The 26,283-nt window shown below is 66.6% G+C and carries 30 protein-coding genes; 4 read left to right on the plus strand and 26 right to left on the minus strand.

Annotated elements, in window-relative coordinates:
* Positions 1-559 precede the first annotated feature (559 nt).
* From AAC979_RS22695 to AAC979_RS22710, 4 genes are all read right to left on the minus strand, one after another.
* On the minus strand, positions 560-1,120 hold the full coding sequence (locus AAC979_RS22695) for a hypothetical protein (RefSeq protein ID WP_371349258.1): 561 nt from the start codon (positions 1,118-1,120) through the stop codon (positions 560-562).
* Positions 1,121-1,381: 261 nt separating this feature from the next.
* The gene (locus AAC979_RS22700; RefSeq protein ID WP_371349259.1) at positions 1,382-1,831 is read right to left on the minus strand and encodes a DUF3846 domain-containing protein; all 450 of its coding nucleotides are present in this window, start codon (positions 1,829-1,831) and stop codon (positions 1,382-1,384) included.
* Between the two features lie 335 nt (positions 1,832-2,166).
* Positions 2,167-2,745, minus strand: coding sequence for a hypothetical protein (locus AAC979_RS22705; protein WP_371349260.1), 579 nt, complete (start codon positions 2,743-2,745; stop codon positions 2,167-2,169).
* A gap of 520 nt (positions 2,746-3,265) precedes the next feature.
* A complete protein-coding gene (locus AAC979_RS22710; RefSeq protein WP_371349261.1) occupies positions 3,266-4,231 on the minus strand; it encodes an SDR family NAD(P)-dependent oxidoreductase in 966 nt (321 codons plus the stop codon).
* 123 nt (positions 4,232-4,354) lie between these two features.
* Here AAC979_RS22710 and AAC979_RS22715 point away from each other — a divergent pair, with 123 nt between their 5' ends.
* Together AAC979_RS22715 and AAC979_RS22720 are read left to right on the plus strand one after the other, a co-directional pair.
* On the plus strand, positions 4,355-5,281 hold the full coding sequence (locus tag AAC979_RS22715) for an AraC family transcriptional regulator (RefSeq protein WP_371349262.1): 927 nt from the start codon (positions 4,355-4,357) through the stop codon (positions 5,279-5,281).
* A 136-nt stretch (positions 5,282-5,417) separates the two neighbouring features.
* Positions 5,418-5,681 carry a WGR domain-containing protein gene (locus AAC979_RS22720; RefSeq protein ID WP_371349263.1) on the plus strand — a complete coding sequence of 88 codons (264 nt, stop codon included), beginning with the start codon at positions 5,418-5,420 and terminating at the stop codon, positions 5,679-5,681.
* On the opposite strand, the gene AAC979_RS22725 is transcribed toward AAC979_RS22720, so the two are convergent.
* From AAC979_RS22725 to AAC979_RS22745, 5 genes are all read right to left on the minus strand, one after another.
* Positions 5,665-6,078, minus strand: a complete 414-nt coding sequence (locus AAC979_RS22725) for a hypothetical protein (protein ID WP_371349264.1) — start codon at positions 6,076-6,078, stop codon at positions 5,665-5,667. The two genes, AAC979_RS22720 and AAC979_RS22725, sit on opposite strands and share 17 nt — an antisense overlap.
* Positions 6,075-6,344, minus strand: coding sequence for a type II toxin-antitoxin system prevent-host-death family antitoxin (locus AAC979_RS22730; protein WP_371349265.1), 270 nt, complete (start codon positions 6,342-6,344; stop codon positions 6,075-6,077). Before AAC979_RS22730 ends, AAC979_RS22725 begins: the two co-directional genes overlap by 4 nt.
* Positions 6,345-6,474: 130 nt before the next feature.
* Positions 6,475-6,639, minus strand: a complete 165-nt coding sequence (locus tag AAC979_RS22735) for a hypothetical protein (RefSeq protein WP_371349266.1) — start codon at positions 6,637-6,639, stop codon at positions 6,475-6,477.
* A gap of 265 nt (positions 6,640-6,904) precedes the next feature.
* Complete coding sequence (locus AAC979_RS22740; protein WP_371349267.1) at positions 6,905-7,102, minus strand: hypothetical protein; 198 nt, start codon at positions 7,100-7,102, stop codon at positions 6,905-6,907.
* 80 nt (positions 7,103-7,182) lie between these two features.
* Positions 7,183-7,497: a DUF736 domain-containing protein gene (locus AAC979_RS22745; protein ID WP_267213678.1), complete on the minus strand. Its 315-nt coding sequence runs from the start codon at positions 7,495-7,497 to the stop codon at positions 7,183-7,185.
* Here AAC979_RS22745 and AAC979_RS22750 point away from each other — a divergent pair.
* Positions 7,487-7,708: a hypothetical protein gene (locus AAC979_RS22750; protein WP_371349268.1), complete on the plus strand. Its 222-nt coding sequence runs from the start codon at positions 7,487-7,489 to the stop codon at positions 7,706-7,708. The two genes, AAC979_RS22745 and AAC979_RS22750, sit on opposite strands and share 11 nt — an antisense overlap.
* A 427-nt stretch (positions 7,709-8,135) precedes the next feature.
* On the opposite strand, the gene AAC979_RS22755 is transcribed toward AAC979_RS22750, so the two are convergent.
* The 9 genes from AAC979_RS22755 to AAC979_RS22795 form a co-directional block, all read right to left on the minus strand.
* On the minus strand, positions 8,136-9,002 hold the full coding sequence (locus AAC979_RS22755; protein WP_371349269.1) for a hypothetical protein: 867 nt from the start codon (positions 9,000-9,002) through the stop codon (positions 8,136-8,138).
* Complete coding sequence (locus AAC979_RS22760) at positions 9,002-9,928, minus strand: ArdC family protein (RefSeq protein WP_371349353.1); 927 nt, start codon at positions 9,926-9,928, stop codon at positions 9,002-9,004. The genes AAC979_RS22755 and AAC979_RS22760 overlap by 1 nt, the downstream gene beginning before the upstream one ends.
* Before the next feature lie 345 nt (positions 9,929-10,273).
* Positions 10,274-10,861 (minus strand): hypothetical protein, encoded by a 588-nt coding sequence (locus AAC979_RS22765; RefSeq protein ID WP_267213681.1) that lies wholly within the window; start codon positions 10,859-10,861, stop codon positions 10,274-10,276.
* 565 nt (positions 10,862-11,426) lie between these two features.
* On the minus strand, positions 11,427-11,729 hold the full coding sequence (locus AAC979_RS22770) for a hypothetical protein (protein WP_371349270.1): 303 nt from the start codon (positions 11,727-11,729) through the stop codon (positions 11,427-11,429).
* A gap of 91 nt (positions 11,730-11,820) precedes the next feature.
* Entirely contained in the window at positions 11,821-12,039 is a 219-nt protein-coding gene (locus AAC979_RS22775) for a hypothetical protein (protein WP_371349271.1), read from the minus strand.
* On the minus strand, positions 12,036-12,311 hold the full coding sequence (locus tag AAC979_RS22780) for a hypothetical protein (protein ID WP_371349272.1): 276 nt from the start codon (positions 12,309-12,311) through the stop codon (positions 12,036-12,038). The genes AAC979_RS22775 and AAC979_RS22780 overlap by 4 nt, the downstream gene beginning before the upstream one ends.
* Before the next feature lie 197 nt (positions 12,312-12,508).
* Entirely contained in the window at positions 12,509-13,387 is an 879-nt protein-coding gene (locus tag AAC979_RS22785) for a hypothetical protein (RefSeq protein ID WP_371349273.1), read from the minus strand.
* The gene (locus tag AAC979_RS22790) at positions 13,384-13,860 is read right to left on the minus strand and encodes a hypothetical protein (protein WP_371349274.1); all 477 of its coding nucleotides are present in this window, start codon (positions 13,858-13,860) and stop codon (positions 13,384-13,386) included. The genes AAC979_RS22785 and AAC979_RS22790 overlap by 4 nt, the downstream gene beginning before the upstream one ends.
* A 92-nt stretch (positions 13,861-13,952) precedes the next feature.
* Positions 13,953-15,632 carry a ParB/RepB/Spo0J family partition protein gene (locus AAC979_RS22795; RefSeq protein ID WP_371349275.1) on the minus strand — a complete coding sequence of 560 codons (1,680 nt, stop codon included), beginning with the start codon at positions 15,630-15,632 and terminating at the stop codon, positions 13,953-13,955.
* A 317-nt stretch (positions 15,633-15,949) separates the two neighbouring features.
* Between AAC979_RS22795 and AAC979_RS22800 the strand changes: the two genes are divergently transcribed.
* A complete protein-coding gene (locus tag AAC979_RS22800; protein ID WP_371349276.1) occupies positions 15,950-16,675 on the plus strand; it encodes a hypothetical protein in 726 nt (241 codons plus the stop codon).
* A 72-nt stretch (positions 16,676-16,747) separates the two neighbouring features.
* On the opposite strand, the gene AAC979_RS22805 is transcribed toward AAC979_RS22800, so the two are convergent.
* From AAC979_RS22805 to AAC979_RS22840, 8 genes are all read right to left on the minus strand, one after another.
* Positions 16,748-21,859: a helicase-related protein gene (locus tag AAC979_RS22805; protein WP_371349277.1), complete on the minus strand. Its 5,112-nt coding sequence runs from the start codon at positions 21,857-21,859 to the stop codon at positions 16,748-16,750.
* A 108-nt stretch (positions 21,860-21,967) separates the two neighbouring features.
* Positions 21,968-22,366, minus strand: coding sequence for a DUF3085 domain-containing protein (locus tag AAC979_RS22810; RefSeq protein WP_371349278.1), 399 nt, complete (start codon positions 22,364-22,366; stop codon positions 21,968-21,970).
* A gap of 10 nt (positions 22,367-22,376) precedes the next feature.
* Positions 22,377-22,982 (minus strand): DUF1419 domain-containing protein, encoded by a 606-nt coding sequence (locus tag AAC979_RS22815; protein WP_371349279.1) that lies wholly within the window; start codon positions 22,980-22,982, stop codon positions 22,377-22,379.
* A gap of 137 nt (positions 22,983-23,119) precedes the next feature.
* Positions 23,120-24,073, minus strand: a complete 954-nt coding sequence (locus AAC979_RS22820) for a DUF3991 and toprim domain-containing protein (RefSeq protein WP_371349354.1) — start codon at positions 24,071-24,073, stop codon at positions 23,120-23,122.
* 230 nt (positions 24,074-24,303) lie between these two features.
* Positions 24,304-24,486 carry a hypothetical protein gene (locus AAC979_RS22825; protein ID WP_069694193.1) on the minus strand — a complete coding sequence of 61 codons (183 nt, stop codon included), beginning with the start codon at positions 24,484-24,486 and terminating at the stop codon, positions 24,304-24,306.
* 338 nt (positions 24,487-24,824) lie between these two features.
* Complete coding sequence (locus AAC979_RS22830) at positions 24,825-25,118, minus strand: hypothetical protein (RefSeq protein WP_371349280.1); 294 nt, start codon at positions 25,116-25,118, stop codon at positions 24,825-24,827.
* Between the two features lie 152 nt (positions 25,119-25,270).
* Positions 25,271-25,732 (minus strand): RES family NAD+ phosphorylase, encoded by a 462-nt coding sequence (locus AAC979_RS22835; RefSeq protein ID WP_371349281.1) that lies wholly within the window; start codon positions 25,730-25,732, stop codon positions 25,271-25,273.
* Complete coding sequence (locus AAC979_RS22840) at positions 25,732-26,169, minus strand: antitoxin Xre/MbcA/ParS toxin-binding domain-containing protein (protein ID WP_371349282.1); 438 nt, start codon at positions 26,167-26,169, stop codon at positions 25,732-25,734. Before AAC979_RS22840 ends, AAC979_RS22835 begins: the two co-directional genes overlap by 1 nt.
* Positions 26,170-26,283 lie beyond the last annotated feature (114 nt).

The raw sequence follows: 26,283 nt of genomic DNA on the forward strand, positions 1-26,283 counted from the left end.
CGATTTTCCGGCGGCGCCTGGCGGGCGGCGGCGGAAAATTGGGGGAACCGCGATGTCCTTGACGCCGGAGTGGCGGGTGCACAATGGGCCGTCAGAGAGAGGAAAGCCACGGCGCCGGCCAGGCGCCGTGTCCGCAGCCGGCGGAGCCGGCCGGGTGCGCGAGGGTTGCCCTCGCGACGGGGTGCCCGGTCGATCCGGTCGATCGCGTCCCGCGAGAGGGTCGTCACCCGAAGGGCGGAGACCGCGCAGCGGGCTCCGTGAGCGAAGCGAATAGAGCCGTACGCCGAAGGCGGATCGCCCAAACCCCTCTCATCATCACGCCGAACATTGAACCACGAGGGATCGCGACTTCGACGCGACTGCACCCGATCTGCGCAACTCACGCTCAACATCGCCAGCCGGGAAAACTCGCGGGCGCCGCGCGGCCGTGCCGGCGACGCACACGCACGAGAGGCGGGAGCTCCTGGTGCCGCCAGCGCCGCCGCCCGGTCGATCCGGGCGGCGGCGCTTCGGACACGGCAAAGAGCAGAGGCGGCGTGAGCCGCCTCTGCTCTGGATATCAATCCCTGTCCGGGCCCCAGAGCGGATTGTTCACCGGATCTTCGATTGGATCCTCCTCCAATCGCGCCACCGCGAGGATCACCTCCGGGATCGGGCGGCCGCCGATGCGGGTCCGGCGCTGCGCCACCAGAATGCTGACGGCCGTCTCGTTGGCCTCGATCGCCCGAACCGCCTCCTCCATATCGTCGTGCGGCTCGAGATTCTCGACGGGGATGACGTCGCCGTCTTCATCGTATCCGCCGTGGAGATAGAGCGGCGCTGTCTCGAGACGCTTCGCGCAATCCTCCGCGTCGCGGATCAGGCGGAAGGCCTCGGTCCGCTGCTTCCAATATTCGGCGCTGCCGCCATCGATGGACGTCACGGTTTGATGTGTCATGAGATTTCTCCTTTCGTCTTCTGACGGAAGGAGGCCGCACCGTAGCCGCGAGGGGTCAGGGATCGCGAAGCGACCGCCTGCGGCGGCGAGCGGGGGTGCCGATTTTCCGGCGGCGCCCGGCGGGCGGCGGCGGAAAATTGGGGGAACCGCGATGTCCTTGACGCCGGAGCGGCGGGTGCACAATGGGCCGTCAGAGAGAAGAAGAGCCCGCGGCCCCGACCAGGAGCCGCGTCCGTGTGGTCGGGGAGGTTTGGAGGGGGTGGACCACCCCCTCCATGGGTGGGGGAGCTTGAGGGGGCGGGGCTCTGCCCTGCCCCTTCATGGGAGAGGTTGAGAGGGGACTCGCCCCTCTCATTGGGACCGCAGGGCCGGTCGATCCGGCTTTGCGGTCCGCCTGCGCGGAGAAGGCGACAGGCGGCCGAAGCCGCCTGCCGCCCTCGGACGTCAATCCGCAGCAGACGCCGAAAGGATTGTCGGCGCGACACCCTTGAGCCTCACGTTGAAGCCACTGACGCGGCTTCCGAAGACGTTCGGCCCACTGAGCACCTCAAACGCGGGCGACAGGACCGGATAGAGGATCGTCAGCATCCCGGCGAAATCCTCGATCGGACGCCGGACCGAGACCGTCTCGCCATCGTCGTCATTGCCGATGATGAGCAGGTTTCCCGCGAGCGGACTGCCATAGTCCTTCAGTTCGGTGAAGCATGGCAGTTCGCCGGTGAGCCCGTTGTCATTGACGACGACGGAATGGAACCCGTCGATGCGCACCATGTCGATGAGCGCGCATCCAATGTAGCCCCGGATCGCAGTGAGAGTATTTTTGGGGTAGACCGTCACGGCGCGGATCGTGCGGCGTTCGACCTCTACGAGATAGGCAGTAATGGTCATTGTCATGCTGATCTCCTTTCATTGCGATGACGGAGATCGGCCAGGGCAAGTCGAACATCGGGTCAGGGATCGCGAAGCGACCGCCGGAGGCGGCGAGCGGGGGGAGCCGATTTTCGGACGCCGCCCCTTCGGGTGGCGGCCGAAAATTGGGGGGACCGCGATGTCCTTGAGGCGATGTGAGCGGCCCGTAAGATGGGCAGTCAGAGTGAATGCAACCACGGCGCCACCAGGCGCCGTTCCGTATCCGGCGACCAGCCGGCTGCTCCCTCGACGCCAGGCTCCACACGGGAAAAGGGGAGACGACCGCAGCCGCCTCCCCGTCGCCGGATGGCAGTCCCACGTCATCCGGGTTGGGCGGCGGCCCGCGTGCTGCGCGCTTCCTCGTCGAGAGAGAAGGCGACCAGCGTGTCCTCGTTCCAGAAGACGCGCTCGATGCTGAAGCTGATGCCGAGATCGCGCTCGATCCGGTCGAGCAGCGCGGCCAGCTCGCCGAGCTCCTCCGTGGTGACAGGAATCCGGATCGGATAGCCCGGCTCCACGCGATACCATCGTCCCATCGAGGGATCGTATGCCCTTCCGTTGCCCGCGAGCGGCGCGGGGTCCAGGAGCTCGGTTCCGCTCCAATCAATAGCGAAGGCGTCGGAATAGTCGCACCAGCCGGGTTCGGCGTGATCGTCGCGTGCCCGCTCGGCAGGCGTCGTCCTTTCGAGATAATCGCGATCGGCGGCGAGGATCTCCTGCTCGTAGTCCAGCATATCGTCGAGCACCGCTATCAGGCGGCGGCGAACCTTGCGTGCGACGGGGCGGCTCTCCTTGCTGCGCCGGCCGAGATGAGCGGCGCGCAGGGAGTGCGCCAGCAGCGCGATCCGGTCGATGTGGAGCTGGATGAGGTCTTCGATCGTCATGGTGATCTCCTTCATTTCGATGACGGAGATCGGCCCGGGCAAGTCGCGCATCGGGTCAAGGACCGCGGAACGCGGCCGCAGGGCGGCGAGTGGGGGAGCCGATTTTCTGACGCCGCCTTCTGGGCGGTGGCTGAAAATTGGGGGGACCGCTCGTCCTTGAGGCGATGGAAGCGGCCCGTAAAATGGGTCGGCAGAGTGAATGCAACCACGGCGCCGCCAGGCGCCGTGTCCGCATCCGGCGACCAGCCGGTCCCGCTGCCCTCGCCGCTTTCCGACGGTCCCATGCTCACGCCGCCGGTGCCGCGCCGCGAGAGGATCGTCACCCGAATGGGCGGAGACCGCGTGCGGGCTCCGTGAGCGGAGCGAGTAGAGCCGTCCGCCGCAGGCGGCTCGCCCAACCGGATCGCGAGGTTTCGCCGCGGCGCACGGAGAACCGTTTCCACGCGACGAATGGGTCGAGAATGGCTTCAAGGCGCCCGAGAACGCCGTCGAGGGCTAGATGCCGGGGGGCGATGACGGCACGGCCAAGGCACCCCTACGTGGTTGGAGCGAACGCATCGATGCCGGTCAACGCGGCGGACAACCGCCAGAGTCGAGCCGCCTGTTCCGGATCGACGGCGTGGCGGCGCACACCGACGAAGGAAGGCTCGACTCCCTCGTCGAGAGGCGCAACATCGCAGTCTTCGCAATATACACCACCTAGCCCACTCAGCTGAGGCGATGTCGCTGCCCAGACCTGCGTTGCGGCTCCCTGCTGGGGCGTCTTGAAGGTCGGGTCGGCGGGGTTGCCGTTGGTGTCGAGCCAACCGGCCGCGATCATCTCGTCCTTGGTCAAATGCCGTTGAAGCGGCGTGAAGATCTTGCCGGGGTGCAGGGAAAAGGCACGCACGCCGGAACCGCGCCCGAGTGCATCAAGCCGCACGGCGAACAAGGCATTGGCGGTCTTCGACTGCCCATAGGCCAGCCATTTGTCGTACCCCCGCGTGAACTGCACATCGTCCCACCGGATCCCCGAATTGTGGTGTCCAGCGGACGAGACCGACACGATCCGCGCGCCGCCCGCAAGCGCCGGCCAGAGCAAATTGACGAGGGCATAGTGGCCGAGGTGATTGGTCGCGAACTGGGCCTCCCATCCCGGTCCGAGCCGCGTTTCGGGACACGCCATGATGCCGGCGCTGTTGATGACGATATCGGCGTGACGACCGGACGCAAGGAAGCGCCCCGCGAAGGCGCGTACACTGTCCTGGTTTCCAAGATCGAGTTCATCGATCTCAACGCTTGGCATCTCGCCGAGGGTCTCCCGCGCGACGGCCGGCCGTCGCGCCGCGACGAGGACATGCGCGCCGCCACGGGCGAGCGCGCGCGTCGTCTCCAGGCCGAGACCGGAATGGCCGCCGGTGACAATGGCGAGCTTCCCAGTCATATCCTGGCCGGCCAGGACCTCCTCGGCCGTCGTCGCGGCGCCGAAGCCCGAGTGGATGGGAGTCTGCAGGCTGGGCATTGGAAACCTCCAAATGGGTCGGACGCGGGCGGCTGCTTTCGTCGACAAGAAGTACAGGCATGTGCTCGGCACGATCCATGCGCTAGGGTGCGCCATTCTTTGTTGATCGTACGGAACTTGGCCTTGGACCCTCTTTCCGATGTGCTCTCGCTGCTGAAGCCACGGAGCTATATTTCCGCCGGCCTCGATGCCGGCGGCGAGTGGTCGCTCGGTTTTCCCGCCCATGAGGGGATCAAGTTCAACGCCGTGATGCGCGGCGCCTGCTGGTTGTCGGTCGAGGGCGATCCAGAAACGGTGCGACTGGTCGAGGGTGACTGCTTTCTTCTGACGCGCGGCCGTCCCTTCGTACTGGCCTCGGACCCGTCGCTCGATCCGGCTGATTCCCAGCCGGTCTACGAGGCCGCCCGGCACGGGATCGCGACGTGCAACGGGGGCGGCGATTTCTTTCTCGTCGGCGGACGGTTTGCTTTCTCGGGCGATCACGCGAGCATGCTCTTTGGTGCCCTGCCGCCGATCGTGCGTGTGCGGAAAGCGTCCAACCAGGCGACCGTGCTGCGTTGGTCGCTGGAGCTGCTGGCATCCGAATTGCGCGACCGTGAGCCTGGCGGCGCGCTGGTGACGGAGCATCTCGCCCACATCATGCTGGTACAGGCCCTGCGCCTCTACTTGGCGAACCCGGCCGATATAGGCGTCGGATGGTTCTTCGCCCTCTCCAATCGGCAGGTTGGCGCCGCGGTGAGCGCCATGCACGCCGATCCGGCCCATCGATGGACACTGGGAGACCTGGGGCGCCTGGCGGGGATGTCTCGGACAACCTTCGCCCAGAAGTTCAAGCAGCTAATCGGCATGACGCCGATGGAATATCTCGCACGATGGCGAATGCTTGTCGCAGCCGAGCGGCTGCGCAACTCGGACGAAACTGTCGCCTCGATTGCGTTTTCACTCGGATACCAGTCCGAGGCCGCGTTCAGCACAGCGTTCAAGAGGACAATGGCCAGCACGCCGATGCAGTATCGGCGTGGGCGGCCGTACACGCGTGCGAGCGGATAGATCGCGACGGGTTTTATCGCCGACGATTGAGCCTTCTCGCGGAAGAGGAGAATGCATCATCGGAATGAATCGGTCGCCCCTCATCGATTCATGAAAGTCGTTGGACGCCGCTTCCGGAGGAAGGGAGACTCCGGCCATGGAGAAGTTGGAAACGGGTCCGGTTCATCTTCACCGCATCGATCCGTCGCGGAACATGCGGCGGTTCTATACGCTCGCGATCCAGCCGACGCTGTTCGGCGGGGCGACGGTCATCCGCAACTGGGGCAGGATCGGGACGAACGGCCAGTCGATGATGGAGACCTTCGATCAGCCTGAGGAGGCTGTGGGCGCGTTCTCGCGCCTAGCCCGGACGAAACGACGTCGCGGCTATGGCGACGCCGGCGTCAACGGAAACGGCTGACCTCGGTGAAGGCTTTCCAGCGGGCGATGAACTCGCGCAGCAGCGGCAGGAAGAAGGCCTTGCTGAAGCGGCCGATCGGCGGCTCGGGCTCGAGATAGAAGGACCGACCGACAAGATCGGTGTTGAATTCGTCGAGGATGATCCAGAGGCGCAGATCGGTGTCCAGCCCGGCACGGCGCTTTTCGATGGCCGGGATCTCGGAAAAGAATCGTGATGCTTCCGGTTCCTTGGTGGTGATCGGAAAGAAGAGCACCAGATCACCGTCCGGGCGGACGATGCGCACGCCGACAGCGACGGGCCGGTCCTTGCGGCCCTCGGTCTCGCCGGCACGTGCCTGCCGCGCCCACAGATAGGGATAGCGGATAACGGTCGCGGTCTGGATGTCGTCGAAGCTCATGGCTTTCCGGCCTCATCCTCCCGCGCATAGGCGTCGACGGCGTTCTCGAACTCTGCGAGAAGGCTGTCGGGCATCGTCTCGATGGTCCCCGCCGAGCGCGCGTCCGACTGGCGCATCAGCCGCTCATAGTCCTCGATGTTGAGGAGCACGAGGCGCGGCTTGTTGCGCTGGGTGATCGTCACCGGCCGGCGGAGCGCCTCGGCGATGATATCGCCGGACTTCCGGGAAAGCTCGCTCGTGGAATAGGACCCACCTGAACGCGGCATAGCGGCCTCCTGTAATTGCTGCCTTTGCTGTCATATACAGCATTCACAGCAACTGTGCAACGGCGGTCCGTCCGAAGCGCCGTCGCCGGGCCGGCAGCGCTTCGGACAACGCGACATGGCGAAAGCCTCCCTACAAGGGAGGCTCGCCGCTCAGCAGACCCTCCAGCTCGGCCCAGATGAGCTCGCACTCCGCGAGAGCCTTTTCCAGCTCGGCCTCGATCTCGCACCGCTCCACGGCGTCGACGGCGTTTCGCAGCTCGGCGCGCAGTTCCTCGATGTGCTGATCGATCGACATTGGTCGTCTCCTTGATGTTGGTGAAAGACGACACCGGCGGTCATGGCGGGCCGGAGGGGTCAAGGAGCGCGAAGCGACCGGCGGAGCCGGCGAGTGGGGGAGCCGAAATGCGCAGCATTTTGGGGGCACCGCTCGTCCTTGAGGCCTTCGGTCCGGCATGGCATCCTCGGACGAACTGAGCAGACATCCCCGCTCCCGGTTGTGCACCCGACAGACCGGAAGCAGGCTCGATGCCTGCTTCCGGCTGCGACACCGTGGGAGCCGGCTAGAGCACGTCGTCCGCGATGCCGAGGGCCGCGAGGCGAGCGTGGTCCTCGATCGGCACCACTTCGTAGTCATCGGACATCCAGGCGTAATCGCCGTTCCAGACATCGCCGAGCTCGGCCCATGTTCCGTCAGGCCAAACCGCGATGTCGTCACGGTGGTGCGCCTTTGCGCCTGTGAGATTTGTGGTGGTGGTCATGTGTGTCCTCCTGGCTGTGGCCGTTCGTCGCCGAAAAGGCTGAAGGCCCCGCCTTGCGGCGGAGCCCTCTGGTCGGAGGCTCAGTCCCGGTTCGGGCGGGACCAGATCAGCTGGAGGCCTTCCTCGCCTTCCACCTCGATCAGGGTGGCGTAGATCGGGGCGGGGAAGGACGGGTCGTCGAGCTTGACGGAGAGGTAGTCGCGCTCGGTCTCCTTCGCGGTCTTCTGCCAGGCGGCGCCGAACTCCACGTTGCGGCTGTCGAGGATGCGGAAGTCGGGGGCCTTGTCGGAGGTGCGCTCGGCGCGAACGATCTTGGCCTTGACGTTGAGGTTGAGGGTCTTGATGGCGCCGGTGAAGCCGTTGCCGGTGGAGGTGAAGGTGCCGATGGAAGCCATTGTCTCATTCCCTTGGTTTTCTCGGGCCGCGCCCACCGCGACCTCGATGGCGGTCGACAGACCGGAGGCGATCGACCCGCACCCGAAGGGCCGGAATGAAATGGAGGGCGGCCGCGGCTGGCTTTTTTGCCTCGCGATGCAAAGCCGGCTTGCCGGCGGCGGAAAAAAGCCCGACGCGGGCGTTGCGGGGATAAGAGCGAGACGAGCGTAGCGAGATCGGCCTTCGGTCAGACCAGCTACATCGAGGACGCAGGTGGGTGTGCCCGTCGCGAAGACAACCGGAATGAAGACAGGCGTTTGCCTTGGCCGTTCAGCTCAGGCGACGGCGCCGGCCCGCTCACGACCTCGCCCACGACAAGGCCCGTGACGCCAGGACCAACTACCTCGCCACGACGGCAACCCGACATCCACCCGTCCGCTTGCAACCAATGCGGCAGCAAAGCGCCGGGGAAGTCCGCTGCAGGAGCTCGCGCGACGTCCCTATCAAGCACAACGTCCACCCCCTCGGAGCGACCATCGTCACAGCTCGAAGGTGGGGGCAGCGGGACCAGCGATCCGGCGCCGCCGGCGACGAGCCCCACGAGGGCGGGTCACAAGGCGGGGCCTTCAGCCTCTTACCCCGGACGGCCGCGCCAGCGTCAGACACCACACATGCCCTCACACTCATTGGGCCAAAGATCGAGCTGGCCATGATCGGCTTCAATCGAGAGATCGGCCTCATCAAGCGGCAGGGCGGAGCGATGGAGATAGACCTCCCCGCGAATCCCGCGCAGGCCGCTGCGGATGGCACGGTCGATCGCGACGGCGTCGCCCCAAGCGTCGGGATCATGGTCGCGGATGCGCCTCCACGCGGCGTTGCTGTGGAACGGGCAGCCGATGCACGAGCTCTTCGGCGGAATCGGATAGTCGTGCCGCCGGAGCCAGGCGAGGCAATCCTGCCGGCTCATGCGCCGCTCGATCAAGGGCCAGCGGTTGACCTGCCACGGCTCGAAGCTCGGCTTGATGCGCACGGCCTCGTCGGTCGAAATGCCGATCCATTGCTCGGCGACGGCAAACGGGGGCGACCTTTTTCGGGTCAGGCCGAGCAGTTCGCGGACCTTCCTGCGGATCGGCGCGATCTTGTAGTCGCCGGTGCATTGACGGCGGATCATCCCGATCTCCACCCGGCCGCCGCGCTGGATCACGCGGGTGAATGCCGGGATCGAGGCCCAGCGCTCGCCGCGCGATGCATCGAGGAGATTTTCGCGGATGTTTCCGGCGGAGACGATGTGAACCGGGAAGGGCAGGACGTTCGGCGACATCAGCCAGCGCAGATGCTCGTAGACCGATGCCGGCTCCCAGCCGGTATCGGCGAATATGGCAAGGTCCGGCATCGGCCCGACGATGCCGTGCGCCGCCATCAGCGCCAAGGTCGTGGATTGGACTCCGGCCCCGAGGCTGAGCACACGGAGCCGGATGGGGGATGGCGCACAGCCATCCCCTTCGACGGTTGGTGCGCGGAACATCAGGCCGCCTCCTGCACCGTCTCGGCCTGCGGCTGCAATCCATGCAGGAAGGTGACGGCTCGCTGTGCGTGGGCGGCGGCAGAGAAGATCGCCCGCTTGTCGTTGGCCAGGACCTTCAGCCAGCTTCCGAGATAGGCGGCGTGGTCGAGCCTGGGCTCGAGCTCCGGGACGATACCGAGATCGGCACAGAGGAGCGCCGAGCCAATCTCGGCCACGAGTTCTTCGCGCGCCCTCTCGCTGCGATCCTTCGCGTAGCGGCTGAAATCGCGGCCGACGCGGCGCGGATCCGCCGTCCAGTGCACCGATTCATGGCTGAGAACCGCCACATACGACGCCGCATCGCGAAACGTCTCGAACGGCGGCATCTGGATGTGGTCGGTCGACGGCGAATAGAATGCCGCCGAGCCCCCGTGGCGGATCACGGCGCCAGTATGCGCAAAGAAACGGTCGGCGTGCTCGATCCGCGCCATCGGATCGAGAACGGGCGGCGGCGCGAGATAGAAATTCGCCGGCAGGTCCTCGATCTGGTCGACGTTGAAGACGCTGTAGGTCTTCAGGAACGGGATATCCCGCTCCACCTCCCCGCCGTGAGCGTCCGTCTCGGTCTTCGTGAAACGACTGGCGTAGATGACGATCGAGCCGGATTCGCCCTTGCGAACATGGCCACCGAGCTCGACCGCCTGTTTGAAGGTCATCCAGGTCGGCGAGGCGAAGCCCCGCGCCATGGCCTCCGACCACAGCAGCAGCACGTTCATGCCGGAATACGGCTCTCCGGTATGACGCAGCGGGCGGGTGATCCGGCCGGTCGCATTTGCCGCGCTCCATGGCCGGATCCACGGTCGCACGCCCTTTTCGAGATCGGCGACAATCCGCTCGGTAATCCTGGCGTAGATGTCGCCGCGCTCGCCAATCTCTTTCCTGCTCATTTTCCTGAACCTCCGTTGTGGAGGCCGCGCCGATCGCGGCCCCGTCACGGGGTCCGGTTGCCGGGGGAACAGGCGAGACCGCGCACCCGGAGGCGCCCGACCGCAGGGCGAGGCGCGACGGGCCGCAACGAAGTGGAGGACGGCGAAGCCGTTGCGCTGACCGCCGGCCCCGGCAGGACCTCCTTCCAGGACGGGACGCGCACGGCGCGCTCTCCTGCCATTCCTCTTCCTTCCGCGATCGACTGAGCTTTGGTTGCGACATGCGAAAAGGCCGGCGCCTGGAGGGGCCGGCCTGGTCTCATTCAAGCGATGGGATGGGCGGAGCCGAAGCTCCGCCCGGGCGGCTCAACCGAGAGCCGCCATCTGGAGCTCGGCCGCCTTGCGGTCGACGCTCTGGCCGGCATTCTCGACCGGCCGTTCGAAGGGCTTCCAGCGCTCGCCGACGACCTGCTCGTAGGCAGCGACGGCGCCCTCCGCCGCCATGCACAGCACGTGGGCCTGGAGCCCCATGTCGGCCGCGAATTCGCGCTTGCGCTGCGCAGCGCTCGAGAAGCCGACCGGGCCGTCGAGATCCTCGTCGCGGGCGTCATTGGCGAGCTTGGCGGTCGCGTCGCGGGCTTCGGTGACCGCGCGGGAATAGAACTGGCCGGCTCCGTGGGCGGATCCGACATAGGCACCGACGATGCGCTGGAGATGGATCTGCATCGCCCGCTCGCTGAGCCCTTCGCCAAGGCTGTCGGCCGTCTCGACGATCAGTCGCAGGTGGAGCTCCCGGATTCCGTCGCTGTCGGGGACCGGAAGCCCGAAGCTTTCGGAGATGAGGATGGTCTGGTGGGCGTCGGGGCAAGCCAGCCGAACCATTTCGAGCGTGGTGCCCTTGCGGAGTTGGACGACGCGGGCGGACTGGCGGGGCGCGCGAGCGGTCTTGGTCATGTGAAGTTCCTTTCCTTCGGTTTCTCCTCGGGGCTAGGGCCGGCCCTTGCCGGTCATCCCTTCGGGTGCGGTCGAGAGAAACCGGCGAAAGGCGGATGCTTCAGGGTCCGGAGACGGCGAGGCGAGCGAAGCGGGCCTGCGGACAAGCAGGGCTTTCAGCCCTCGCGCGGGACGCGGGTCCGCTTTGCCGAGCCTGACGGGTCCGGCCGCCAGGCGGCGCGGAACGCGGCCTTGAAGCGGCCGGCCGCCGGTTTACGACCGCAGCAAAACCCGAGGGGATGACCGGCAGGGACCTGTGCCCGGGCTTCGAAACCGATATGGGAAGGCCGACATGACCCGCTACCGCGGACCTGCTTTCCCGGTCGGCCAGGACCAGGTGCAGGCGAAGAGATCGGCCGGAGAGCCCCCGCGCAGCGCTCCACATCCGAACGCCATGGCCGTCTGTGACAGCGATTTGGAGAGAGCCACACAGCGATCGTCGAGATGGACGGCAAACGGCGAATGCGAGACAGGCGAGGATCCGCTGCAAGCAGACGGACCGTTAGAGACAGCCCGGAGGCGGGCGTCACACCGCTTCGGTTGCCTTCGCCCACACGTCCGGCCGCCACTGCTGGATGACGTCCTCGATCTCGGTCCGGTAGGCCTCGGGGTACTCCGCCACAGGTCGGCCGGCGACATAGGCAAAGACCGTCGCCATGTCATGGGCGATGGCCTCGTCGACGGCGAAGAGGTCCGCGATGTCGAAGCCGCCGAGATCGACCGCGTTCCACCAGGCGAGGATGAAGCCGGCGACACGGCGCGACTGCCCGGTGTCGCTGCGGGCGATGCTGAGGAGCCGCTCGAACGCGGCGCGCGTCGTCTCATCCATGATGGAGTTTCCTATGACTCCGGAAGGTTAGCTCAAGCTCGATCCGCGTGCACGCTCAATGCTGCAACCGGACGGCCCAGCCGGCGGGTTCTCACGAGAGCGCCTCGATCTCGTCGCGGCGCTCGAAGGTGAGGCGTTCGACATGCTCGCGGAAGAGCCGCTCATCCGCCGGCGTCCACCCGGCCCGACAGCGCCTCGAAGGCCGGGCTTTTGCCTTTGCGGTGTTGGTCTTGCGTTCCGCACGGTACTCGATCTGCCGCTCGATGCGCGCGATCTGGCGGCGGACCTCGGAGCCGGCCGGGGGATTCATGACGAACTCCGTCGGGCCCGGCTCCGTGAACATCCCGCCGGCCATGCCGGAAACGGGCTGGTGTCCGGTGCATAGGAGGCGGGCAACACGACCGGGGTGATCGAGGATGCGAGATCCTCGCCAGCAATCGCCCAGTCGACCAGCGGGGATCGCCCGCCGGCATTCTGCCGCATGGCATCGCTGAGGATGTCATGAAGAGCCGCATCGATGGCGACGCGTGGCTCCGGCCCCGCCTCGACCAGCAGATGAACGGCGACCAGGTACGTGGTCATGGCCGATCCTCCCTGCGGAGCAGCGGGTGCGCCGACGGCGACCGGATCGACAGCAGGACCGCCTGCCTCCAGGCGTCTGTGCCGGAATAGTGGCGGCACAGCTAGGGGTGCCAGACGACGAGAAGATTCTCGTCGTCGTCGTGGGCGGCCTTCCATCCGAAGGCGGAAGCGATGATTTTCCAGGGCATCGCCGCCTCCTATCGGGTCCAGCCGAGGAAGCTCGACGGGCCGGAATAGATCCGATGGCGATCCTCATCGATGACGAAGCCGAAGGGGCCACTTCGGTACTCTTCCGACGGGACGAGGAAGCGACGCTCCTTGATGCCAGGGCCACGTCGACCGCCCAGCGTCGCGACGATTTCGACCATGCCTTTCTCGTTGTTCGAGGTGATGTCCGAGATCACGATCCAGTCGCCGGCGTGCTTCTGCTCGAATGCCCGGCGATCCTTCTCGCGGGATTGGCCGGGGGCGAGGATGGTCCCGAAGATCCCCTCCCATGCCTCCGGCCAGCTGTCCTTGATCGTCTGCTCGGCGCAGCGCCGCTCGAAGGCGGTGAACAGCTGCGGGAAGGTGATGGCGACGATCGCCCAGGCTTCATCTTCCTCGTACCAGCCGCCCTCGGCACGAAGCATGGGATGGACCATGCGGTTGCGCGCCGCCGAGAGGTGGATGCCTCCATGACCGGCCGTGGAATGGAAGACGACATCCTCGGCATAGAGGGTCGCGCCCTGCGACGGGCCCCAGGGCGTGCTTGCCGTCGCGCGGATCTCGCGGCGGCGCAGCGCAGGCTTCTCGCGCTGATGCTCGGCGTTCTCCATGACCTTCGCGCGAAAGGCCGCCTCATCGGCGAGTTCGCCGGAATGACCGTAGAAATCGGCGCGCACCCATTGCTCCATGGGGCGGCCGATGCGCCAGCCACTCGCGAGAGTGAAACGTCCGTCGCGCGAGGGCAGCATGGCGAACGCGGTGTCGGCCACGCGGGCGACGGCAAAGCCGTCGGCGCTGTGGCCGAACGCCACTTCCGGAAATCCGGTGGTGGGGTCGGCAGCTTCGTTCGGAGACGCCAGCATGGTCATGCGACGATCCTCCCCTCGACGATGTCGGCGCCGACCTCGTCGGCGGTGACCTCCTCGAGCACGGCGCGCGGATAGCCATGACGGGAGAGCCACTCTTCGGCAGCCTGCCGATGCGCAGCGAGATGGACGAGCTCGGCGCCGGGGCCGGCGCGGTCGAAGATTCGCACCGCGCCGATGGCCGGGCGCTCGAGGATCGTGAAGTGGAGCTTCGAGTCGATCGAGAACGTCCGGTGGACGCGCATCGCGATGACGCCGCCAGCGCCATAGTCCGCCTCGTGCAGGGTGAAGCTGGCGGACAGGCCGACGCTGCCGATCCCGCGCTCCCCCTGCTTCTCGATCAGGCGGCCCTTGCTGTTGTGGGTCTGCCAGGCGGACAGCTTCCTGGTGAAGCGGTCGGGCGGGCGCGGCGTTCCGTCGGACCAGGCGACGAGGGAGCCGATCGGCGCGTTGTCGTAGATCGTGTGCGCGGACATGATGTCCTCCGTGATTGCGCATGCGTGAAAACGAAAGCGCCGCCGGCAGAGCCGGCGGCGGGATGGATTCGCAGTGCGGAAAGGTGGGCCGGCTATTCGGCCGCGACGCCGTAGGCTCCCTCGTCGGGCGCCTCGTCCGGCTCCGTGCTGTCCGGCTCGCCCGCCCCCTCGTCGAGATCGTCGTCCTCGCTCGCCTCGTGCTTCACCAGCCAGCTCGCGAGCTTCGTCGCGTCGGGCGCGAACAGCGCCGACGGATGAACGAACCGCTCCTCCTTGAAGTGCTCGACGAGAGCGGCGCGGGTGTCCTTCACCTTCTGGCGCGGCAGGACAGGGGTGTCCTTGCACGAGCCTTCGAGCGCGGCGCGGGACAGGCACGAGAGGAATTCGTCCGTGCCCATGTTCGGAAGGAAGCCGTCGGCGCCGATGGCGTCGCCGGCGAGCCGTGCGACGATGCCGGAGTCGGTGCGGTTCTCCCGGCAGGACAGCACATCGATGAGGACGCCGCGGGCCGCCTGCTGCAGCGTCTCGCGGTCGAACTCGAGCTTGCCTTCACTGCCGACCAGCCGTGCGGCATGGCGATCCATGCGAGCGTAGCCATAGACGTCGCCAGACGCGCCGGACGCGATGGAGATGTTTCGGCCGGCGAACGCCAGGACGAGCAGCGCCAGCAGCGTGTCGTCCTCGATCGGGGCCCGGGCGAGCGCTTCATGCAGCGCATCGGTCCGGAAATCCCCGACCATTTCGATGCCCCTACGGGTCACGTCCGGGCGCGGCTTCGTAGCCACGATGGCGTCGTCACCAGGAGCGCCACCGGCCGGTCCGGCCTTGCCCTTGGCCGTCTTCGGCTCAGGCATCCGGTAGTGGACCGTCTGCACCTTGCCTTCGCGATCGACGAACATCGCAGCGTGGTCGGACTTGCCCGGCTTTCCGTAGACCCGCTCGGCCTTGGGAGGCAGCTTCGCGCGTCCCCAGGTGTCGGCCTCGACGATGACGCCGCGCTTGGGCAGGTGGTTCGACATCCACTCCTGCTGGGCCCCGAGAAAGGCCTCGACATCGGTGGTGTAGCGGCTGTCCTCGTCGGCCGATGCGAACAGGTCCTCGACCCAGGCGATGCCGTAGGCCTTGGCGAGTTCGTCATCGAAGCTCGCATCCTTCGCGTACATCCGGGTCTTTTCCAGACCGTTCGCGACGTTGTACCAGGCGACCTGCGGATCGGCCTTGGACGGCTTGTGCTTCTTCCAGACCTCGTGCTGCTCCTCGAGCGAGGCCGCCGCAATGGTGCGCAACTGCTTTTCGTTCGGCATATCGCCCTTCGCCATGTGGTCCAGCATGGCCGGCAGGACATTGGCGAGAAGACGCAGCTTCTTGATCTGGCGGACCGGCAAAGCAAGCGCGACGCCGATCGCCTCCTCGGTCCAGCCGAGCGCGACGAGGCGTTCGATCGCGCGCCACTGGTCGACCGGGTTCAGCGGCTCGCGGGCGATGTTCTCGACCATGGAGCGCATCGCGCCATTGTCGTTCGACGCCTCCTCGACGAGGACCTCAATCACATCGTGGCCGGCGGCGATCGCCTGCCTCACACGGCGATGGCCCGCATTGATGATGTAGCCGTTGCCGCCGCCGGTCTCGGGGGCGACGACAGGCGGCTGCACGATGCCGACAACCTTGATCGTCGCCAGCAGCAGCGCATCGGCCTGTGCCGTCGACTTGGTCCGGCGCGTCTTGTCGGGATTCTCCTTCAGCGCGCGCGGATCGACCTTGATGAGATGCATGGGAAGCTCCTTGTGGGGGATTTCGGACCCCGCCCTTCGCGGGTCCTTTCTCGTCTTCTTCTCGAAGACCTCCCCCGGCCCGCGGAGCGGACGGGCCGGTGCAACTGCAGCCGAGCATCCCTGCCCGGCCGGCCAAGCGGGGCGTCAAGCCCTGCGCAGGACGCCGTGGCCGGGATCGCGCAGGCCGCGGTTGAGCTTCAGCGTCGCCGGTTCGGCCGATCGGCGAGCAAGGTTTCTCTCCTTCCCATTTTCCTTTTCCCTCTATCTGATGGCGCGCGCCTCACGCGGCGCAACGGAAACGGATCGCGGAGGCAGCCTTGCGCGGCATTGATTTCAGCTCCTGGCAAAGCGTGCTCGTCACGCTGATCGGGCTCGCGCTGTTCACCCTGATCAGCATCGGCATCCGCCTGCTGATGATGTTCACGATCCAGCAACGGCGGGAGCGCATGAACCGCCAGATCAATGAGCGGCTGCGCACGCTGATCGCCGCCTACAAGACGCTCGGAGGTTCGTTCACCGGCAATCTCACCGTCGATCCCAGGCATCTGCGCGATGTGAATCGGCAGGATCGCGAAGCTGTGGGAGACGAAGAGCCGGACGACGAGGGCGAGGATCCGGGTGCCGAACGCAGTGGCCCCTCGGACCGGAGGCGCCGTATTCGCGATGCGGTGGAGGCGGCGCTTTCCGACATCATCCTGCTCGGCACCGAAGAGCAGGTTCGCCTCGCAGAACGTGCCGTGCGTGAGCTGTTGGCCGGGCGCCCTGTTCGCACGGATGAGCTCGTGGTGTCGCTGCGCAGCTTCATCCGCGAAGCGCTCGATATCGGACCGATCCCGACGGACCTAGCCATCCCTCAGCAAGGCCCTACCCGGCCCTCGAGCTCGGGCGGGCGAGGCAAAGGCGAGAGCGGGCGGGAGGGCTCGGGGAAGGGCTCCGGCGCCGGCGCCGGAATGGGCGGCGGCATGGGGATGGGCGGCATGGGCGCTGGCTTCGGAACCGGCGTTTCTCCGGACGACGACCCCCCAACGGATCATCGCACATAGACGATGCGTCTGACGGTCGACACGCTTCCTCACCTCCACAGCGCGAGCCGACGCGATCGCCAGGCGACGTCACTACGCCGCAATCCGACCGCCTTCGGCGCCCTCCCCGTCGGCGCCGCCCTCGCCCGCGTTCGACGCGAGCTGCGCCTCGACCTCCGCCAGTTGCTCGCGTTTCATCTCGAGTTCCGCGTCGAAGGCGAAAGCTTCGCCGACGCGCGCCTGGTAGGAGGCGAGGCGCTTGCGCGCGCTTTCCAGCCGCCAGCCATAGTTCTGCCGCTCGTCCTCGAAGCCGGACAGGGCGTGCTCGAGCCGGGCGACGGCGCCGATCGGCGTGACGGTGACGGGCAGCTCGATCTCGTACTCGGCGCCCGTGCGCAGCAGCATGGTGCTGTAGTGGAAGCCGTCCTTTCCGAAGCGCTCTCCGCAGAATTCGAGGTCGAAGCCGCCGATCGTGGCGATGCCGGCCTCTCCTTCGTGCTGGAGCTGGACGAGGGTGAGGATCTCCTTCATCAGCGCCCGGCCGGCGAGCTTGCGCTCGTTATAGGCCGTGCCGGTCACGGTCATGACGAAGCTGTCTCCGGTCGTGGGCACAAGGCGTTCGATGTCCTGCCCGATCTCACCGATCCGCCGTGCCGAGATCTCGATGTCGCGCTCGGCGTCGCGAATTTGCCGGCGAATGGCGTGCTGGTCATCGACATGGGCGGCGCGAAGGCGATCGAGACGGGCGATCTCGGCCTCGAGGCCGGCTTTCTGCATCAAACGCTGGTCGCCGCTGGCAATGGCCTTGGCCATGGCGAACTGCGAGGCCTGTCCCTCGCCCATATCCTCAATCCTGCGGATCGAGGTGTCGCCCGAGAGCGCCGCAGCAATGAAGCGGGCCTTGCGCTCGTTGTTCTGCCACATGGTGGCGTCGAGCGATCCGAGCGTGGCATAGGCGAAGATGTCGACGACATCGTGCTGATTGCCCTGGCGAGCGATCCTCCCCTCGCGCTGCTCGATCTGTGACGGCAACCAGGGCACGTCCATGTGGTGCAGCGCCTTCAGGCGAAGCTGCACGTTGACGCCGGTGCCCATCGTCTCCGAGCTGCCGAGAAGGAAACGAACCTTGCCGGCCCGGACGTCGCCGAACAGCCGCTGCTTGGCCTCCGACTTCTTGAAGTCCTGGATGAAGGCGATTTCGGAAGCGGGCACGCCGAGCCGGACGAGTTCATCCCGAATCCAGCGATAGGCTGAGAAGCCGCGGCTCTTCTCGACACTGAGCGTGCCCAGGTCCGAGAAGATCATCTGCGCGGCGCCGGGCAGCTCGTAGGGCTTCCCGTCGGCCCGGACATAGGTATTTACCGCCGTCTCCTGCCAGATGCGGAAGGCGTTCGCGACGAGCTGGTTGAGCTTGTTGCCCGGTTCATTGTCGTTGTCGGGATCGACCAACCTCAGGTCGATCGCGGCATGGCGTCCGTCGGTGATGACGGAGAGCAGGATGTCGTCGCCGGGCTCGGGCGGGCGGTCGCGTTGCTCGATGGCGGTGATGCGGGCGTCGAGCTGGCGCTGATAGGCCTTGAACGCCGCGCTCGGCGGCGCGGTGATGATCTGGCGCTTGCCGCCGGAGATTTCCGGCACCTTCACGTAGTGGCGAAGGTCGGCCGGCATCACCACGTCCGCGAAAGAGCGGAACATGGCGATCAGTTCGGCGACGTTGACGAACTGGGCGAAGCGCGTCACCGGCTTGTATTTGCCCGAAGGTTGCAACTCGAGTTCGGTGGACGCATCGCCGAAGGTCGAGGCCCAGGCATCGAACTCGTGCAGGCCGCGCTCGCGCAGCGCCGCGTGGCCGAGCAGCCGCTGCACGGTGAACATTTCACCCAAGGTGTTGGTTATCGGCGTGCCCGAGGCCAGCACCAGCGCCCGGCCCGGGTTCTTCGTCTCGATGAAGCGGGCTTTGACGAACAGGTCCCAGGCCCGCTGCGAGCCATTCGGATCGATGCCTTTCAGCGTGCTCATATTCGTCGCGAAGCTGAGCTTGCGGAACTCCTGGGCCTCATCGACGATGATCTGGTCGACGCCGATCTCGGAGATGGTGAGGAGGTCGTCCTTGCGCGTCGAGAGCGCCTCCAGCCTTTCCTTCAGACCCTCCTTCAGGCGTTCGAGCCGCTTGCGCGACACGCGGTCGTCGCTCTCGACCTTGGTCAGCAGCTCCTCGTAGAGCTCAAGCTCCTCCTGGATCATCTGCTGCTCGAAAGCCGACGGCACGCCGATGAAGCGGAACGCGCTGTGGGTGATGATGATGGCATCCCAGGTCGCTGTTGCCGCGCGACTGAGAAACCGGTGCCGCTTATCCTTGGTGAAGTTGGTCTCGTCGGCGACGAGGATGCGGGCATTCGGGTAGAGCGCCAGGAACTCGCGCGCGGCCTGCGCCAGGCAGTGGCCGGGAACGACCAGCATGGCCTTGGCGATCAGGCCCAGCCGGCGCTGCTCCATGATCGCGGCGGCGATAGACATGGTCTTGCCGGCGCCGACGGCGTGGGCGACGTAGGTGCTGCCCGACGAAATGATGCGCCAGATGACCCGCTTCTGGTGGCCATAAAGCGAAAAGGCGCCAGAGGCGCCCGGAAGCTGGAGATGATCGCCGTTGAAGGCGCGGGGCGCGATATTGTTGAAGCGGTCATTGTAGACCCGCGCCAGCCGGTCGGTTCGGTCTGGATCGGACCAGATCCAGTTCTGGAAGGCTGTCTTGATCTTGGTAAGCTTCTCCCTGGCGGCTTCCGTGTCGACGACATTGAGCACGCGGCGCTCGGTGTCGCCGTCCTTCACGATGTCGAAGATCTGCGGCACCGACGAGTTCAGCGCATCCGATAGGAGCTGGCCGGCGTGCCGCCGGTCGGTGCCCCACTCCGACGTGCCGGCCGCCATATATCCGAGCTGCCGGGCCTCGACGGTCCAGGATGCCAGCTCCGGCGTGTGATGGATTTTGATCTGGGCGCCCATCGTCTCCTTGATGAAGGCGACGATATCGGCGGCCGGAATCCACGGTGCGCCAAGACGCGCGGTGATGTCAGAGGGCCGAAGGTCGGCCGGCTGGACGGCCTGCAATGCGGTGACATTGCGCTGGTACGCCGGATCGAGCGCGGCTGCGGCCTGCGCGGCGACGAGCTTCGAACGGACCGCCCCCGAGAGATAGGCGTCGGCTGTCTGCCAGGAGCCGTCGGCCGGGTCGCGGAAGATGGCGTTGCCGAGCTCTGCGATGACATCCTCGACATCGCGGTGCAGCAGCTCGGCAATGTGGTCGGGATCGACATGACCGCGCTCGTTAAGCACAACGGCGAGCCCATCGGCCGGAGACGTGATGATCGGCGCCGTCGGCGGCGCAATGACGCGCTCGGTGAAGATCGGGCCAGGTTTGGCGGTGTTGCTCTCGAGGTCGTAGTCCTCGATCGAAGCGACCAGCCAGCAATCGGGATCGTCGAGGAAAGGCTGGATGTTCGGGCGGCGATGCGTCTCGCGCACTTCGCCGGTCTCCTCATCCTCGCTGGTCGAGACGACGGTGGTGTTGATCGGACCGAAGTCGCGCACGAAGTTTGACCAGGCGATGCGCAGCTTTACCTGTGCCGGCTTCCATGGCTGGTCGAACTCTTGCGCTTTCAGCACCTCGCGGACCGCGTCGCGGATCGGGATCAGCTTCCGGATGATGCGGACGTGCTTTTCCGGAATCCCATCACCGCTGCGCCCCTTGCGCACATGAATCGCGACCGGCGCGCCGTCGACGAGCTGCATGAGGCCATGCCGGCTGTCGACGAAGTAGCTTCCCTCCCGCACTCGGGACGCGCCGGGCAGCTCAGCGGTCGGGCTCGGCTCATCAAGATCGGCGTCGATCGACTCCGGATCGCCGTCATAGATGTCTTCCGGAAGGAAGGTGAGCGCAGTGGCGAGCGCGGCATCGAGATCCTCGCCGTCGCGTGGGCGGCAGGTGTAAGTCTCGCCGAAGGGACCGGAGGTGAGGCCATGCGTTCCCAGCACCATGCCGGGATGGCGCGCGAACCAGCGGTTGATCCGGATCGCCGCCTCGTCTTCCGTCGCGGGCCGGACCTCCTCGAGGTCGAGCCAGCACAGGTCGCCCTCCGGCTCGCCATCCCGGCGCCGACGGAAAAAGAGGATGTCGACGACCACATCAGTTCCGGCGTCCGCGCGAAAGCTGCCCTCGGGCAGGCGGACCGCGCCGACGAGATCGGCCATGGTCGCGATATGCGCGCGGGCCGAGCTGTCCGCCTTGTCCATGGTGCCATGCGAGATGACGAAGGCGGCGAGCGCTCCCGGCTTCAGCCGGCTGATCGCCTTGGCGATGAAGTAGTCGTGCAGCCGCAAGCCGAGCGAGCGGAAGGCTCGATCCGAGCGCACGGTGCGGTCGGAGAAGGGCGGATTGCCGATCGCCAGGTCGAAATGTGCCGACAGGTCGGCGCTGGCGAAGTCGCCGGTGATGATCCGGGCGCGGGGCTGAAGAAGCCGGACGATCCGAGCTGTGACGGGATCGAGCTCGACGCCCGTGACATGCGACGACGCCCGCAAACCCTCCGGCATCAGGGCGGGGAACAGTCCTGTGCCGATGCCCGGCTCCAGAACGCGGCCACCGCGCCAACCGAAGCGCTGCAACGCTGTCCAGATTGCCCGAACGATCGGCTCCGGCGTGAAATGGGCGTACTGCGTGCAGCGTGCGAGCGACGCATAGTCCGCGTTACTTACGGCTTCCACCAACCCGCTGCCGAGCGTCTCCCAGCCCTTCCGGAACCCGTCCTCGCCGGGCCGGCGAAACATCCCATTGGCGAGATCGGAGGCGCCGAAGCCGGTGAACTTGATCAGCGCCGACTGTTCCTCCGATTTGGCTGAGCGCTGCGCCTGTTCGATTTCGGCCGAGAGGCGTATCGCGGCGAGATTGTCGCGGGCGCGGTCCTTCCACGAACGGGCAAGCTGGCGCGTCCCGATGAGATGAAAGTTCTCGCCCCTCTCGGCAGGGGGCGCGGCGGGTCGCCGTTCAGCCGCACCATTCAGCATGGCCGGCGCGGGCGTCGTGGGCGGTGGATCGTCGTCATCCGGTCCCTCGGTAGAGCTTGGGGCGAATGCGGTGACGCCGAGGCCGAGGCCGGACGACAGCGCGGTGTTCCCGAAAAGGTCGAGGGTGAAGGGATCTTGCGCCATTGTGGCGATCTCCTGTGATGATGGCGCGCGCCATCGACCCCGCCGGAGGCCGGCGAAGGCGTGACGCGCTCGATGGTTGGGAAGGACGTGCCTGGCTGGCCTGCCGGGTCAGCGACGGATCAGGGAGAGCGACAGGCTGGTGTCGGTGGCCACGATCGTCAGGTGCGTGGCGCCGGGTGCGGCGGCCATCAGCCTCTCGAGCTCGACGGCGTCGAGGAATTCGATCCCATCATCGCCGCCGAAATGCTGGCGCTTGTAGTGCCAGTAGTCGGGATTGGTCTTCGGGTCGCACTCCTCGGCGTAGCAGACGAGGGCCCGCTGCCCCTCGGCGAGCTTGCCATTCGAGAGGAGGTAGACCCCTTCATCGCCCACCAGCCACAAGCCGGGCTGTTCGTCCTTGCCCGGCGCGAGACCGTAATGGGGATTGCGGTAGCCGCCATTGGTCGCGGCGTCGGATTTTCCGCGTGCGATGACGGCGCGGACTTCCTCCACGGAGAAGGTGAACATGACCCCCACCTCACGCCGCGATCGCGTCGGGAAGGTAGCGCAGATGCACCGGCAGCTTGGCGGAGATCTGCGCGTCGGTCAGGCCGTCGAGCAGGATCAAGCTGGTCCCTTGCCGTCCGCCGTAGAACAGCACGGTGCGCTTGCCGCGATCGGCCTCCGGCCAGCGGTCCCCGGCATAGCTACGATAGTCGTCATGCGTTGCGCTCCAGATGTGCTCGAGGCGCTCGGTTCGCGTCATCGCCTTCACCGGCCGCGATTCCCGGTCGATGATCGTGGCACGCATCCGCTCTGGCGAAGCCGTGTCGGCGAGATCGCAATAGCCATGAAAATGACGCATGCGGCCATCGATCATCAGCGCGAAGAAGACGCTGGTGACGCTGCCGGTCAGGAATTCGCGCATCGCGAACATGTCGCCGCGCATCCAGAGCGGCGGCAGGATCTCGAACATATAGTCGTGGTCGATCTGGCCGATCTCGAACCATTCGCCGGCGTAGAGCGCGAGCGCATCGCCCTCGCAGCGGCTGGGTCGCTGAGTGTGACGGTCGAACATCCGAAACATCTGGCGGCGGTCGGGGACGCCCTGAAACACCTTGCGGACAGGGGTGGAGAGGGTCATGTCGGGGCTCCTTCAGCCTCGTCGGGCCGGAGCGCGGCGCATCCTCCTGGATCACCATCATCTTCAGCCCTTCAGGACCTCTCCCCGCGGCCGCATCGAAGCCCGGGCGGGTCAAGGGCCGCGCAGCGGGCGAAGCTTCACCCTTGACGCGGCCGGCGGGCATGCGGCAGCCGGTTTCCTCCGCTCTCTCTTTCCCTCCTCTTCCTTGCGCGCAGATCTTCGTTCCAATCCTCCTGCGCAGGCTTTTGCCGTCTGTAATCTGCGGCCGCCGCTGCGGCGATCGTCGCGATTCGCTCGGCATAGACCTCGCCCTGCGCATTGTTGTCGGTGGCCGCCACAAGCAGGGCGCCGGGACGCGACGCGAGCACCCGGATGGCGGCTTCGGTCGCTGGCGCCCATCCTCCGCCGGTGCTGAGATAAAGGCTGTCGGAACGCTGGCTTTCGATTGCGAAGAGGCTCATCGCGTCGATCGCGGCCTCGGTGACACAGAGCCGACGGGCAGCGATCGGCCCGAGCCGGAAGAGGACTTTGCCGCCGCCGGTGGCGAAGCCGCGCCATTCCGGCCCGCGTTCCTCCCAGCCTGTAACCGCGCCGGTCTCGTCGACATGGGCTGCCCACATGCTGCCGCGCGGTCCCTCGCGCAGCCGGTCCTGCTGGATGGCGGCGCGGATGACGGACTCCGGAAGGCCGCGCTCGTCGCGCAGATAGCGCCAGGTCATGGAGCCGCGCCATGGTTTGCGGCATGCCCGCCAACGCTCAGGAATGCCGATATCGGGATCGCGCTCGCGGGCCTGCCTGGTCCAGACGGGCTCGCTCGGCACGAAGCCGACGAGGTCCGAAACGCGCTGCGTGGCCTCTGCAAAGTCGATGCTGTCGAGATGCATGACAAGGGAGAACACGTCACCCTTGGCCTCGGACCGGGCGTCGAACCAGCCCTTGCCGTCATGGATCACGATGATGATGTCGTCGCCACGCCGATACTTGACCGCCTTGCGGGTGCTCTCCTTCAGATCTATCGCAAACCCCGCCTTCTGGATGACGGCCGCACAGGGCACACGGCTCCTCAGCTCCTCGATATCCTTCTTTTCCATTTTCGTTTTCCGCCACGCCTCCGGGTCGGACCTTTCCTGCTTGAGATTTCCCGTCCCGCACCTCGCGGGACCATCCCCCGGCGCCGCGAAGAGCGAAGGGGGCAAGGGCGCGGCTGGCAACTGGTGAATCCTGCAGGGTGTGCAGCACCCTGGCTTTGGCCAGCTGCGGCGCAGCCTCCCTTGCGGCCGCCCGCTCGCGAGCGGCACGCGCTCGTCCGGGCGAACCCGGCTCAATGAGCCGGGCCGAACTGGTAGGGATCGTATTCGTGGACGACGACCACGTCGGCATCGTCGAGTTCGTCGCTCGGCATCACGCCGAACTCTCCGTCGACCTCGAACAGCGTGACCGGGACCATCAGGGTGCGGGCGAGCTGGAACGCGTGGGACTGTGCGAGGGAAAGATCGTGCGACATCTGAGGGCTCCATCTTGGAGCGAGGCCGATCCCCGCTCGATGGCGTCCGTCAGTGTCCTCAACCGGCCGCGATCACCGCGCAGGCAAGAGCCGAAGCGGCGGCATGCATCGCATAGCCGACCCCTTGCGTTGATCGTGGAAGGCCGGGCGGAGGACCAGGAAAGCCATCCAACGAGAGCGGGGTCGGGCTCGTCTCAGAGAGGGGTCCGGACCCTCTTGCACGCTCTTTTCCCGGACGCCGAACCTCACTGCGGCGCGAGAACAGATCCAGTCCCGATCAGCCTCTCAGGTCGAATGGACGGCTTCAGCGCCGAAGCGACGTCGGCCCAGCCGTCCGTTCAATCGCCCTGGTAGCCGGAATCCCTCGCCCGCCGCGGCTCATTGTCGACGATCGCCTGGACCACCGCGAGATCCATCTGCGCATGCGGCGAGATCCTCGCCACTTCGGCCGCCACCTTAGCCCAATGGATGAATTCGCCGGCTTGCCCGAACGCGCGGGAGCGCGCCGCCAAGCGCTGCGCCTCATAGTAGGCGTTCGGTTCATCGTGTTCGATGAGGCGGCGGGCGTCCGCCTGCCACCTCCGGCGGATTTGCTTACGGTTCTCCATCCATCGCCGCAATGCAGCCAGCATGACGTTCTGCCCCTCCGACAGGATTTTTCTCGTTTCGCGTCAGGGATGGAAGCCCTTGGGGTGAAGGCGGCTTGCTGGCTTCAGCGCAGCCAACAGCCCGGCCCGCGGGGCGACGCCATTGCGTCAGGCTCGAGTGCCCTTCGCTACTCGCCTCAGAACAACCGGGGATCGAGCGAGAAGGACACCTCGCCGACGATGCGGACCTCGGCCGCTGCCGGATGGCTGTTGTTGATCAGCACGTTCAGGTCGGGAGAGCCGACGATCGGTACGATCGCCGAGGGCACGCGCAGCAGCAGGGTGGCGCGCGTCTCATGCCAAGTGTCGCCCTTCTCCTGGCTCCAGGCCTCGTGCCGCCGCCAATCGGTCGGAAGGCCTTCCAACGGCAGGTCCTCAATCGCGATAGTGTCGGGGATCTCATAGGTGACCATGACCAGCTCCGGCAGGAGCGAGGGATCCTCCACATGGACGAGCTTTTCGAGGACGCAGAGCGCGGGCGATGTCGCGCAATAGGTGACGGCATGGCCCACGGTGTTCCAGCGGCCGTCGAAGTGCAGGCCATAGCCGCCGTCGAGCGCCCGCGCATGCTGCTTGCCCGACAGGCGCCAGAGCAGCATCAGGCGGCCGCGCCCCAGGCGATCTTGCCGAGGATGGTCTCGATCACACGCGCGCCGGCTTCGGTCTGCGCCACGACGAGCGGCGTCTCGCCGCCCAGCTCGGTGAGCGGGCGGCGCAGCCAGCGATTGGCCTTGTCGAGCTCGCCAAAGGTCTGCTCAGCGAGGGATTGGACGCGGAGCAGACGCACGGCCCGGTCCGATTCATCGACCGTCAGCGGCTGCTGCTTGTCGGCGCGGTGCCGGCGGGTGCGTTGCGGGATCACGAACCTCTCGATCTCCTGCTCGCTCATGCCCGCCTGGCTGAGCCCACGAAGTGCGGACAGGGGAAGCCTGTTGCGGACGGCGAGGGCCAGATCGGCCTGCGAGCGCACGACCGTGCCGAGCACGCTCTGGCCTCCGAGCTTGCGGGCGACTTCCTCGACGATGGCGATCGACATGAAAGCCTCCTTTGCTATTCGGCAAGGTGCCGTAGACATAGGCGGCATGTTGCCGAATAGCAAGGGGTCTGCCTTGTCTGGTTCTGCTTCCGAGCCGCGCAGTACCGACGCGAG

The sequence above is a fragment of the Ancylobacter sp. IITR112 genome (genome assembly GCF_041415945.1).
In the GTDB taxonomy this organism is placed as follows: Bacteria; Pseudomonadota; Alphaproteobacteria; order Rhizobiales; family Xanthobacteraceae; genus Ancylobacter.